This window comes from Mesorhizobium sp. WSM4813, from assembly GCF_055811555.1.
In genome coordinates this window covers 1-11,756 of record NZ_JBVVQU010000098.1, presented here as the reverse complement: position 1 = coordinate 11,756, position 11,756 = coordinate 1, and the positions used below count along the sequence as shown (strand labels likewise).

The window sequence follows — 11,756 nt, the reverse complement described above, 5'->3', positions numbered from 1 at the left end:
GTGCCACCGAGCAGCAAATACGCGACATTGTATCGCTGATCGGACTTGATCGTGCCTCGATCCTGAGAGAAGCGCGTATGTTGCGCCGTGATCTAGGGCCGAAGCTTTAGGGCTTTCCCTGCGGTCGACTATCACGCACCTGCCGGCGCGCATCATTGCACGGGCGATCGCGAGCTGCGTGTCGACTTTGCTAGGTGCTGTGACCGCGGGCATCTCAAGTCGTGGGATTCACGCACGATCCGCTAAATACTGCGAAGGCCCGACGAACACGGCAAACTCGGCCAGTCTGGTCGGATCGGGTATGGTCACACGCTTGCCATCGAAAAGCATAGGGCCTTTCTCCGGCAGAGCCTTGAGGGGGTCTTGTTCACGTGGACTGTTGAAGCTCCAAGTATTTCGCCGAGGGCATTGTTGGCCGCCTGGAGCAACCGGATCGGAGGCCAGGCGGCGTCACGATTGGCGGGAGACATCATTATCGCAGAGAATTCTTTTAGGTGGAAGGGCTGGTCTCGCCGCCGGCGACTTTGGCGAGCAGCATCCCCAAGGTCAGGCGCGCTCGTTCAGGGCTGCGCCGACAAAAAATATTCTTAAGAAGCTCGATAGATAGAGACGCCAAGTATCAGAGTATCATGCGATCCCTCGATAGCGAAATGGCCGGCGGAGCTGGAAGTGAATTGAACCAGGGGTTGACCCCACGAAGTCAGAGTGACGTGCAGCGAGACGTCTCAAGGGAACCTTTCTGGCGTTGTGCGCTTGTTGAGCATGCGTTTCACAACCCCGTGAACGACAACAAAAAAACGCTGGAACCAAAAGGAAATCCCCATGGCGAAAGAAAAGACATTGGACGATCTCTTCCACGATACGCTCAAAGATATCTATTACGCGGAAAAGAAGATCCTGAAGGCGCTTCCCAAGATGGCGCGGGCCGCCTTATCGGCCGATCTGAAGGCAGCCTTCGAGAAGCACAAGGACGAAACCGACAGTCATGTTGAGCGCCTGCAGCAGGTTTTCGAGCTCCTTGGCAAGCGAGCACAGGGCAAGACGTGTCCCGCGATCGACGGCATCATCGAGGAGGGCGAGGAGATTATGGAGGAGTTCAAGGGAACTCCCGCACTGGACGCCGGTCTGATCTCCGCTGCCCAGGCTGTCGAGCACTACGAGATCACCCGCTATGGCACGCTGAAGCGCTGGGCCGAGGTCTTGGGCATGAGCGACGCCGCCAAGCTGCTCGAACAGACGCTCGGCGAAGAGTCTATGACAGACGAGGCGCTAACCGGCTTGGCGGACGCCTCGGCCAACGAAATGGCCAAGGCCGCCTGATCACACACCAGCCACCCCAACTGTGTTGGGGTGGCTGTTTTACTTCCAACATCCGTCTTTCGATAGGAGACAATCATGGGTCGTGGGATTCTACTCTGGCTTCTCGGAGTTCCTATTCCGATCATCATCCTTCTCGCGCTGTTCATGCGGTAGGAATTATCCATGGCATCAACCATCCTGGCGACCGGCGTCGCCGCGCCGGTCGAGTCCTCGTCATCGGCAGTCAACTGGGACCGATCATCGCCGGCGCCTTCGCTGCCTCGACCCTGACGTTCATTCTGATGCTTCTCGGGTCCGGCCTCGGGCTCACGATGGTGTCTCCATGGTCCAACGAAAGCGCCAGCGTCACCACCTTCGCTGTGTCCACTGCAATCTGGCTGGTCATCGTGCAATGGTTATCATCCGGGCTCGGGGGTTACCTGACCGGGCGCCTTCGCACCAAATGGGTCGGCATTCATACGGACGAGACGTTCTTCCGGGATACCGCGCACGGATTCATGGCCTGGGCGCTGGCGACGCTTCTGGTCGTGTTCGTGCTCGGTTCGGCGCTGTCCGCGGCAGTCGGCACCGGCGTCAAGGCGACCTCGACAATGGCCTCGGGAGCAGCAATGGGTGCCTCGGCAGGGGCGACCGCAAACGCCGGGAACGACGGAGGCAGCGACGCAACTTCGTATTTCGTCGATGCGCTGTTCCTCCCGACCGATCCTTCCAGGCTGGCGGCGCCGGGCGCCGAGGGCGATGCGACAGCAGCCGCACAAGCCTCCCGCATCCTCATTACGAGTGCGGCGGCCGGCGAAGTCTCGGCCGGCGACAAGACTTATCTGGGCCAACTCGTGGCCGCTCGCACTGGCCTGTCGCAAGCGGATGCTACTGCCCGGGTTGACGCGGTGCTTGCTCAGGTCGAGGGCGGCCAAAGCCCAAGCACAGGAAGCAGCCGACACAGCTAAAAAAGCCGGCGCCATCTTCGCGCTGGTTGGCGCGCTTTCTCTCATCATCGGGGCGTTCATCGCCAGCGCAGCAGCAGCGTTAGGCGGCAAGCAGCGCGAAGACGAAGAAGACGCGCTCTATCTCACAGCCAGTCGAAGCTGAAGACGTCTACTCCCGGCCGACCGAGAGGGTCGGCCGGACTCCATCTCTCGCCGCGCTCCCTTGTTTTTGTGCAATGCAGCAACGATATTGCTGCAGGTGCGTTGCACAGATTGCCGTCCATTCCGGGCGTCACAACAGGGACGGCTCCATTGCGAAAAATCTCTGATACTATCGCCCGCCTAGCCGCGCTGCAGGCGCGACATGGCGCACATCCCGCCGACCTCGGTGCGTCAGACCATCTCCGGACGCTGGCCGACTTCGGTACCAATCCCGGCGGGTTGGGAGCGAAGTTCTACATTCCTAATGACCTATCCAAGGGCGCCGCAGTCGTCGTCGTGCTGCATGGCTGCACACAGAACGCGGCCGGCTATAACCATCATTCCGGCTGGTCCCAACTCGCGGACGAGGCTGGCTTCGCGCTGCTCTTTCCCGAACAGCAACGCGGCAACAATCCGAACCTCTGTTTCAACTGGTTCCAGCCTGGCGACACCAAGCGTGGTTCGGGCGAGGCGCTGTCGATTCGCCAAATGATCGAGACGATGGTCGTCACCCACGGTCTCGACCGAAGGCGAATCTTCATCACCGGCCTCTCGGCCGGAGGCGCAATGGCGGCGGCCATGCTGGCGACCTATCCGGAAGTGTTTGCCGGCGGTGCGTTGATTGCCGGTCTGCCCTACGGCAGCGCAACGACAATCCCGGAGGCCTTCGATCGCATGCGCGGCCACGGTGGTCCTTCCGAACAGGATTTGCAACGGGCCCTCCGCGGCGCATCGGATCATCAGGGACCGTGGCCGAGGATTTCGATTTGGCACGGTGCCGCTGACCACACGGTTTCGCCTTCCAACGCGGAAGCGATCGCCGGCCAGTGGCGGGGAGTCCACCGGCTTGAGAAAGAGCCGACGCGTCGGGAAGCTGCCGGGCCGCACGCAAAGCAGGTCTGGCGTAACGGCGCGGGAGATGCCTTGATCGAAATCAACCTGATCGCCGGGATGGGCCATGGCACGCCGCTCGGCAATGGCCTGGGCGCTCCGGGACCTTATATGCTTAATGTCGGCATCGCCTCCACACGCGAGATCGCGCAGTTTTGGGGGATCGCGGCAACCGAGGATAGCGCCTCCCGGAAATCGAGGCCGCAAGTGCCCGCCAGCCAACGGCAACTACCCAAGTCAACGGCGCCAGGGATACAAAATGCGAAGACGAAGCCCCCGCAGCCGACTGCCATCCATCAGTTCCCGCGTCATCCGGTATTGGGCGAGCCCGGCGTGAAGAAGATTATTGAGAATGCCCTGCGGGCAGCGGGCCTGATGCGCTAGGCGGACGGCGCAAATCGCTCGCCCACTGTACCGCCGGCCCGCGAAGGTCAAGCAGCTTCGACCAACGACAAGGAACGCGTTGGTCTTGCAATCGTTGACCGCTTTTCAGAGAGCGGTCCATGCACCTCGTCCAGATCCTGCTTCCCCGAGCGGACAACACCGGCCAGCCATTTGGCCGGGACGATTTCGACCGCGTGAAGGAAGACCTTGCCAGCCGTTTCGACGGCGTCACGGCCTACCTGCAGGCGCCCGCGGAAGGTCAGTCGCAGGATGGCGCGCGGTCCAGCAAAGATGACATCGTCATCATCGAAGTGATGGTGGAGGAGATCGACCTGCCGGACTGGCGCAAAAGGCGGGCGGAACTAGAACGGCGGTTCCGGCAGGACACGGTGATCATCCGCTACATGCCGATGGCGCTCGTATAGAGGCCGCTATCAACGTCAATCCGCACGACCGGGTACGATCCGGAGACAAGTTCTCTCGGCGTGGGTCGTCGCGAGCGGCAGGCGTTATGACTACGAGGCTGTGCCGCCGGAGACCTATGCCGCGTTCCGAAACGCCTTCGTAAAGGGCCGGTTCTTCAACGACCACTTTCGCGACCGTTTCCGGCACCGCCTGATTGCGGAAGCATAGCGATCGTTGCCTGCACGCGGAGAGTCATGCGCCGGTTTCGGAGTTTGACGCGCCGGCTGCTTTGACCTTGTGGCGTAGGAAGATCGACAGCAGGACCAGGACGGCCGTCGACATGAATTCCGACTGCCAGTTCTGAAAGGACTCGAACCATAGCTGGGCGTCGAGAAGATAGTCTCCCAGGGATTGAACCTCGCCGCCGTGCCCAAGCGCCTCCTCATTCGCGGCCGCCAAGCTCGCCCACCAATGCAAGGCAAATGAGATGATGAAGAGCAGGGCCAACGCCAAGCCTAGCGAGTATGAATAGAGCCACGACAGGATCAAGTTGCGCCTGCGGGTGGCGGTCGGAAGTTCGTCCTCGGGCCGGTTGGCATCATCGGGATCACGAGACTCGGCGGAACCGCGCTGGAACAGCATTGCATCAGCAGGACATAAGCCGACATCTGCAGGAATTCGCTTTTCCAGTTTTCGAAGAGCGCCGAGAGGAAGTCGCCGCTTTTCAAATAAGCCAACAGTCCGATCGCTGCCGAGCCATGCTCACGAAGTTCTTCATTATAGGCAGAATGCCCCGACCAGATCATGCCGAGCGCGCTGAACAGGAACATCGCCACGAGGGCGATCGTAAGCCCGTTGTCCCGAAATATGGTTCTCATGATCTTGTCTCCCACGGAGCCTCCGGCTAGCGCCAGTTCTCCAGAACCTCTTCAATCCTCACCGCCTCGACTTGCTCGCTGAAGCGAGAGCGGTAGAGCTCCATCAGTGCGTCATGCGTCTGGTCGACCGAACTGCAGATGGCATCGGTCGCAAGGACGACACGAAAACCACGGTCGACGGCGCCGAGAACCGTGGCAAGCACGCAGACATCGGTTTCGCCGCCGGTGATGACCAGCGTGTCGATCCCTGATCCATTGAGCATCGCGTCGAGCCGGCCTTCAGTCCACGGCGAATAGACATGCTTGTCGAGCGTTCTTGCCGGCGGCACGAACCGCGCCAGAAAAGGCATCAGATCGACGAGGCCGGCATCGATGTTGGCAAGGGTGACCTCGGCCCAACGCCGATAATACCGCGCCCACATGCCCGGTCCTTCGCCAGGCCGAGCGGCCGGAACAAAGCGGGTGAACAGCGTTTGCTGCGGATGTCTTGCGGTCAATTCCTCGATGACCGGCAGCACGTTTTGCGCCCACGGCACGGCCCAAGGCCCGCCCGGCGCGAACAGGCGCTGCATGTCAACGCAAAGATGTAGGGAATTCTCACTAAGCGGACCGTGTACCAGGCCTAGCGCGGCCATGATCAGCCGCGGCCGCGGTCGGGTGACGCATTGTCTCTATCTGAGCGCGGGCATAGCCCGGGAGGTCCCGCCTTAGCCTCGCATCTCTGCCAATCCGCCTTTAGCCGTTGCCGGTTCATGTTCTTGTCAGGCGGGCCGCTTCCGCTTCCTGCACGTCGATGGCGTACAGCAGTTCGCCGTTCTCGTCGCGCAGGCGCACGAGCCAACCTGAAAGATCGTCCGTGCCCGGCTGAAGGTCGACCAGAAGATCGATAGCGCATCGAACCGCTTCCTCCCGCGCAGCCTCTAAAGTTGGCATCCTGGACGGAGTAACCTGACGGCCGCGTCCACCGTCGCGATACTCGAAGATGTAGAGCCCGCCGTTTTCGTCATTCGCCGCTGTGACGGCGACTTCGTCAAAATTGCCGTTGCTTCGGGCATCATAGGCGTTCACCGCCAGATCGAAGGTCGCGGTCTGGACCAGGACCGCCTTCGCTCGATTGATAGCGGCCTCGTTGTTTCCGCCGTCAACGCGTGCCATGTCGACGGTAACGCAGTCACCGCCTTCGCCGCAGAAGATCACGCGCAGGATGGGCTGTCCTGTCGGGGCGGTTGCCTGGGTGACTTCGGTTCGAATGATCTGCATGAGAAACTCCGTCACCATCGCTACAATTTGACGGCCATTTCCCGGCTCCAGAGACGCAGCTTGCGGCAGCCCTTGATAAAACCGGTAATCGCCGTGGGATCATCGAGACCAATCATGCCTTCATCGGCTTCCGGATCGACGCCGGCCTTCTGCAGCAGCGGGACGGCGCCCGACGTGAAGCCGATGAATTTGCAATGAGCAAAAGCGTCGGCAACGAAATCGCGCGCCGCGGCCTCGCCCGTCAAGCGCTCCGCTCCTTCCTCGGAGAGGATCAGCGCTACTGCGTCGAACAGGACCGATGGCCCGCCGTCGATCATGTGCTTTGCAGCGATGAGACTTCCATCCGCCGCCTCGACGCCGCCCACCTTGGGCGCTATGACCTCCATCACCGCGCCTTCCTTCTCGATCGCTGCCTGGAGGTTCTTCAGCAGCGCCGCATCGGCGCCGGGACTGACAAGCACACCGACCTTGCGGCCAGCAAAACTGTCAGGCCCGTTCCGGATGATGCTGAGCGCCGGCGATGGTTCGAGATCGTCCCTCGGCGCGACGGCCGCATCCGCGGGCTTGGGCAATTGCTTCATGCCAAGCTTGTCAGCGACAGTTTCTGCCAAGCCTTCATCAATGTTGAGGAGATGCGACACCATGCGCTCGCGGATAACCGTTGTCTCGACCTTGGAGAGCTCGAAGGACAGCGCCATGGCGATATGCTTCTGCTCAGGCGCGGTCTGACTGTTGAAGAACTGTCGCGCCTGGCTGTAGTGGTCGGCGAAGCTCTCTGCGCGCAGACGGACTTTCTGGCCTTCCTCCGCCTCGGCGAACGACCGGAAACCGTGCTGCGGCGATTCCCGCGGGCCTTCGCCGAATGAATTCGGCTGGTAGTTCACGCGGCCGACCGGATTGCGCATCGCCATGTGGCCATCCTGCTGGAAGTGGTGGAACGGGCATTTGGGTGCGTTGATCGGGATATGGGTGAAGTTGGGGCTGCCGAGACGCTTCAGTTGCGTGTCCAGGTAGGAGAAGTTTCGACCCTGCAGCAGGGGATCGTTGGAAAAGTCGATGCCGGGCGGTACGTTCTGCGTCATGAACGCGACCTGCTCGGTCTCGGCGAAGAAATTGTCGGGCATACGATCGAGCACCAAGCGGCCGACCGGGACCGGCGCGAGGATTTCTTCCGGAATGATCTTGGTCGGATCCAGAACGTCGAAGTCAAAACTGTCCGCGAAGTCCTGATCGAAGAGCTGGAGGTTGAGCTCCCATTCCGGGAAATCACCAGACTGGATGGCATTCCAGAGGTCGCGTCGATGAAAATCGGGGTCAGCGCCGTTGATCTTGACCGCTTCGTTCCAAACGACCGACTGCATGCCGAGCTTCGGCTTCCAGATGAATTTGACAAAGGTGGATTCGTCGTTCGCATTGACCAGCCGGAACGTGTGAACGCCAAATCCCTGCATGAACCGGAAGGACCGAGGTATTGCCCGATCCGACATGACCCACATGACCATGTGCATCGATTCGGGCGTCAGGCTGATGAAGTCCCAGAAATTGTCGTGTGCCGATTGCGCCTGCGGGAAGGCACGATCAGGCTCAGGCTTCACTGAATGAATGACGTCGGGAAACTTGATCGCGTCCTGAATAAAGAAGACCGGGATGTTGTTGCCGACGAGATCCCAATTGCCTTCGTTGGTGTAGAATTTGACGGCAAACCCACGCACGTCCCGCGCTAGGTCGAACGAGCCTTTCGAACCGGCCACCGTGGAGAACCGCACGAAGGCCGGCGTCTTCTCGCCGGCACGCTGGAAGATATCCGCGCGGGTGTAAGCCGCTAGCGATTCATAGGTCTCGAAGAAGCCGTGCGCACCATAGCCGCGTGCATGCACGACGCGCTCGGGAATGCGCTCGTGATCGAAATGAAAAATCTTCTCACGGAAGTGGAAGTCTTCGATTAGTGACGGTCCGAGCTGGCCAATCTTTAAAGTATTCTGGTCATCGGCCACTGGGCCGCCTTGGGCGGTCGTCAGGATCTCGCTGTCGCCTTCGGCGATCTGGTGAAGCTCGCCTCCGCTCCCCCGCACTAGCTTTTGATCATGGATCGTCGCGGGCTTGCCCGACGACTGTCTGGTTGTCTTGGCCATGCTTGAATTCCTTGAAAGGAGGGGGCGGCTTCAGGTCTCCCTCAATGCTGGGACACCCACTTAAGTTCCTGGGTGGGTGTCACGTGGGTCGCATTTCGGAGAATAGCACTCGGCGCCGGCTGGAAACGTCACTTTATGGCCGCTCTCACCCGCAGACCGTCTCGCTGTTCGGACCTGAGCTTCGCTGGCGGCCCCACATGCCGCTGCCCGGGCCGATCTTCCGCCACCCAGACCTCGACTTCGCCTCCCTTCATCTCTACGAGGAGGGCACGATCGATGACCCCAGTGACACGGTGGCGCCGGCGCTCGGAATGGCGCGGATCGTCGGAGAGGCGCTCGGCGAAATCCATGACGGCCGCCCTTTTCTCGATTCCGAGCACGGCCCGATCCACTCGTTCAAGGACAAGAAGATCACGCTTCCGGAACCTTTCGATGATGAATATTTCCGCCATTTGCAATGGGCGCACCTGGCGGCGGGGGGCGCGGGTGGCGGCATGCGGTGGCCGAACCGCAGCCCGCACGTGCTCACCCCCGGCATGCGGCGGGCGCAGCGTTCGCTGGCCGATTTCCTCCCTTTGATCGACTGGGTTTCGTTCCGGCGTGCCCATCTCGGCAAGAAGATGCGGGTTTGCGGTCCCGGCGCCGCGGCTGTTGCCTGCGGTGACGATTCCCAGGCAGTGGTTTGGCTGGTTCGCCGCGACACGATCGGGCGGAACGGTATGCTTCGCGCCGGCGCTGCGCCGGTTCCGGCCGCCTTGGAGCTGCCCGGGTTGGCTCGCGGCACCTATCGCGTCGTCGCCTGGGATACCACTGCCGGCAGGCAAACGGCGGAATGGCAAGCGAATTCGGACGGCTGGCTGAAGCTTGATGTGCCGCCGTTCTCCGCCGATGTCGCCCTTGCCATCCGCCGGATCTAGGGGAGGCAACTTCGCGCCGAAGCCGATTTCAGTGACCTCCCGAGCTAAGGCCTGCCACCTCGGCACCGACCAAGAAGTAGCCCGCCGGCCGGCAACATCGAGCTGTTTCCTGCATCGGTTCTCGTCGCGTTTTTCTAGCGGCGGGTGGCCGCCTACGATCGCGCGCGCAGCTTCAGGCGGAGAGGCAGTGAGCGATGATTTTCGTTTGAGCGCGAGATAGCTGGGGCGTCGCTCAGGAACAATCGCGCCAAACTGCCGTTTGGCAATATCATCGCGGGAGAAGGTATTGCAGCGGATCGTATCAGGAGCTCTGGCGGGACTCGCGGCCACGCTGGCGATGACCATCGCCATGAGGCACCTTCACCCGTTGCTCGACAACCGGGACCGTTATCCTTTGCCACCGCGCGAAATCGTCGAACGCGTCGCAACCGCCGATGATGAGCAGGGCGCGCGAACCAGCACGCTGCTTGCCCATTTCGGCTTTGGAGCCCTGACCGGCTCGATCTTTGCGCTTCTGCCCATGCGCCGTGGCAACGGCATCCTTTATGGCCTAGGCGTGTGGGCGCTCAGCTATCTCGGATGGATCCCCGCCGCCCATATCCTCGCGCCAGCCTGGAGGCACCCCTTCTACCGAAATCTTCTGATGCTGGCTGTCCATGTCGTCTGGGGCGCGACCCTCTCCAGATCTCTGAGCGAGCTCGAAGCCGCAAGCACCGAAGTGTTTGGTCGGCCCGCCGGCCCAAGGGCGGCGATATCGGAAATTCGTGAGAAGTCAGGCTGATCGCTCACAGGGTCGATCCCGGGCATCATTCCACCGCCCCCCCGCGGGCCTACGCATAGCGGTCGTGGCGGCGCACCCAGTCCATTCCCTCAGCGTCGTTGCGCCCCTTTGGCATCAGGTCGAGCATGGCGTAGGTGCCCATCATCACCTCTACACCGCGGCCGAAGGTGGAGTAGGTGTGAAAGACGTCACCAGCCTCGTCCTTGTAGAATCTAAACTGAACAGACACGAACGGCTGGTGCTCCGGCTCCGCATGGTAAAAGCACCTGGCCGAGTTGTCGATTAACGAAACTCGTTCAAGGAGAGCCCATCAGCGCTGCGCAAGCTGGCCGCTAGAATCCGAGAGCTTCGTTCCGACGAAAGGAACATATGCGCCGCCGTCCGCGACTGCTTCAAAGAGGCTTCGTGTGACTACGACAACCAGTCTTCTGCCTGTCGCTCGTTTTTCGGGTTGATGCAGGACAAGTTCTTATACGCGATCACACAGAGCACCGCGTCTCAGCTAATTTTGGGCCGCGTCGCCGGAAGACTGCCAACATGGGCGTGGTACATTTCGCAGGAAACATGCCATCAATCACCGAAGCGCAGATCGGCAAAAACTACCTCCACAGCACGAGCTCTATATCGTACACATCCTGTGTGAGCAGTTTTTGCTCTATGCTGAATCCAGCGCTATCCGCGGCAAAACGCTCAAGATGGCGAACCTGACAGCCAAGCTGGACAGCCTTGTTGAGCTTTCAGGACGCTGTCCATTCGGTCCCTGCTGGGAAGACTGAGGCTAAGAGGCGGTGTGCCTGTGATAACGGATTCATCCTTGATCAGCCCAGTCCGCTTGAGTCTGCTTGCGAGAATTGTTCCGGTCCACGGCCTCACTCATCGACCCCCCAATCCCGGACCGCAGCGGGTCAATGAAGGCGGCCAAGCTATTGTCGGCAACGTCTCGCATGGGGGGCAGGGTGATGGAAAAAAATAACGTCAACCTCATGAACCTTGCGCCTCGGTGCCACGCTCAATCAAAGCGCACAGGTTGCCGGTGTCGATCGCCAGCAGTGAAGGGCTACGCAGTCTGTCGCATGCACGGGGCGGGCGGTGGTGCACCTGAAGGCAAGCGGAACGGCAACTATCGCAGCGGATGCAGGACGAAACGCACAATGGCAGCCTTGGCGGTTGTCCAGGCAATGGCACGGATATGTCGGCAGACGATCGATGATCTACCGGATTAAATGGGAACTAGTCGCCATGCTGCTCGCCGCCGCTTTCATTCTGGCGTTGTGCTTTCTTAGGAAGGTGAAAATCGTTGTCAACGTCTACGCGAAAGATCCAACCCAGCGCGGGCTTTGCATTGTCAATCCGATACTCCGGAATCGCCGCGAATCTCTCGCCTGTAGCCACAATGCTACCGCAGCAGATCGGCGACTATCCCCAGATCGAGGGCCCCTTCAGCGTGGATGTAGCAATTGGTTGTCGCACGGTGGTAGAGTTCGTCAACGCTAAGCGAACTGCCATCAACGAGTTCCTTAAAGCCCTCCGTTTTCCAGTCGCTCCGCTGTCTCAAGTAGCGCAAGCTGCTCGCCCACAATCTCGATGGAAGATTTCATCGGGCCATTCAGTTCGACACTCGTCTGCATACGGCGCTCATGCACCAGGAGAACCGCGTCCGT

At 60.7% G+C, this 11,756-nt stretch carries 10 protein-coding genes and 3 pseudogenes; 8 read left to right on the top strand and 5 right to left on the bottom strand.

The genetic code is table 11. The annotated features are described in order from the left end of the window. Window positions 1–822: 822 nt before the first annotated feature. The 5 genes and pseudogenes from AC0L25_RS31295 to AC0L25_RS31275 all read left to right on the top strand — a co-directional run bounded on the left by AC0L25_RS31295 (window position 823) and on the right by AC0L25_RS31275 (window position 4,355). A complete protein-coding gene (locus tag AC0L25_RS31295) occupies window positions 823–1,320 on the top strand; it encodes a YciE/YciF ferroxidase family protein (RefSeq protein ID WP_473598999.1) in 498 nt (165 codons plus the stop codon). 162 nt (window positions 1,321–1,482) lie between these two features. Next, window positions 1,483–2,409, top strand: a pseudogene (locus AC0L25_RS31290) (hypothetical protein). Between the two features lie 149 nt (window positions 2,410–2,558). Further along, window positions 2,559–3,722, top strand: coding sequence for an extracellular catalytic domain type 1 short-chain-length polyhydroxyalkanoate depolymerase (locus tag AC0L25_RS31285; protein WP_473599001.1), 1,164 nt, complete (start codon window positions 2,559–2,561; stop codon window positions 3,720–3,722). 119 nt (window positions 3,723–3,841) lie between these two features. Further along, window positions 3,842–4,147 (top strand): hypothetical protein, encoded by a 306-nt coding sequence (locus AC0L25_RS31280; RefSeq protein ID WP_473598998.1) that lies wholly within the window; start codon window positions 3,842–3,844, stop codon window positions 4,145–4,147. A 100-nt stretch (window positions 4,148–4,247) separates the two neighbouring features. Continuing rightward, window positions 4,248–4,355, top strand: a complete 108-nt coding sequence (locus AC0L25_RS31275; RefSeq protein ID WP_348627609.1) for a KTSC domain-containing protein — start codon at window positions 4,248–4,250, stop codon at window positions 4,353–4,355. A 24-nt stretch (window positions 4,356–4,379) separates the two neighbouring features. Here the strand turns inward: AC0L25_RS31275 and AC0L25_RS31270 are convergent. The 4 genes and pseudogenes from AC0L25_RS31270 to katE form a co-directional block, all read right to left on the bottom strand. Next, window positions 4,380–5,005, bottom strand: a pseudogene (locus tag AC0L25_RS31270) (DUF6766 family protein). A 26-nt stretch (window positions 5,006–5,031) separates the two neighbouring features. Beyond that, on the bottom strand, window positions 5,032–5,640 hold the full coding sequence (locus AC0L25_RS31265) for a cysteine hydrolase family protein (protein ID WP_473598997.1): 609 nt from the start codon (window positions 5,638–5,640) through the stop codon (window positions 5,032–5,034). A 115-nt stretch (window positions 5,641–5,755) separates the two neighbouring features. Continuing rightward, complete coding sequence (locus tag AC0L25_RS31260) at window positions 5,756–6,265, bottom strand: DUF6894 family protein (RefSeq protein WP_473598996.1); 510 nt, start codon at window positions 6,263–6,265, stop codon at window positions 5,756–5,758. Window positions 6,266–6,285: 20 nt separating this feature from the next. Next, window positions 6,286–8,397 (bottom strand): catalase, encoded by a 2,112-nt coding sequence (katE, locus tag AC0L25_RS31255; protein ID WP_473598995.1) that lies wholly within the window; start codon window positions 8,395–8,397, stop codon window positions 6,286–6,288. 197 nt (window positions 8,398–8,594) lie between these two features. Between katE and AC0L25_RS31250 the strand changes: the two genes are divergently transcribed. Continuing rightward, window positions 8,595–9,314: a hypothetical protein gene (locus AC0L25_RS31250; protein WP_473598994.1), complete on the top strand. Its 720-nt coding sequence runs from the start codon at window positions 8,595–8,597 to the stop codon at window positions 9,312–9,314. Window positions 9,315–9,600: 286 nt separating this feature from the next. Continuing rightward, a complete protein-coding gene (locus AC0L25_RS31245; protein WP_473598993.1) occupies window positions 9,601–10,095 on the top strand; it encodes a hypothetical protein in 495 nt (164 codons plus the stop codon). Between the two features lie 49 nt (window positions 10,096–10,144). Here AC0L25_RS31245 and AC0L25_RS31240 read toward each other — a convergent pair. After that, window positions 10,145–10,339: pseudogene (locus AC0L25_RS31240) on the bottom strand (DUF899 family protein); the annotation flags it as partial. Between the two features lie 72 nt (window positions 10,340–10,411). Between AC0L25_RS31240 and rhuM the strand changes: the two are divergent. After that, window positions 10,412–10,738: a RhuM family protein gene (rhuM, locus tag AC0L25_RS31235; protein WP_473599000.1), complete on the top strand. Its 327-nt coding sequence runs from the start codon at window positions 10,412–10,414 to the stop codon at window positions 10,736–10,738. Window positions 10,739–11,756 lie beyond the last annotated feature (1,018 nt).

Bases quoted from the DNA above. Each gene is read 5' to 3' on its own strand.
- AC0L25_RS31295 (WP_473598999.1), top strand. From the start codon at position 823: ATGGCGAAAGAAAAGACATTGGACGATCTCTTCCACGATACGCTCAAA.
- AC0L25_RS31280 (WP_473598998.1), top strand. From the start codon at position 3,842: ATGCACCTCGTCCAGATCCTGCTTCCCCGAGCGGACAACACCGGCCAG.
- AC0L25_RS31265 (WP_473598997.1), bottom strand. From the start codon at position 5,640: ATGGCCGCGCTAGGCCTGGTACACGGTCCGCTTAGTGAGAATTCCCTA.
- AC0L25_RS31260 (WP_473598996.1), bottom strand. From the start codon at position 6,265: ATGCAGATCATTCGAACCGAAGTCACCCAGGCAACCGCCCCGACAGGA.
- katE (WP_473598995.1), bottom strand. From the start codon at position 8,397: ATGGCCAAGACAACCAGACAGTCGTCGGGCAAGCCCGCGACGATCCAT.
- AC0L25_RS31250 (WP_473598994.1), top strand. From the start codon at position 8,595: ATGCCGCTGCCCGGGCCGATCTTCCGCCACCCAGACCTCGACTTCGCC.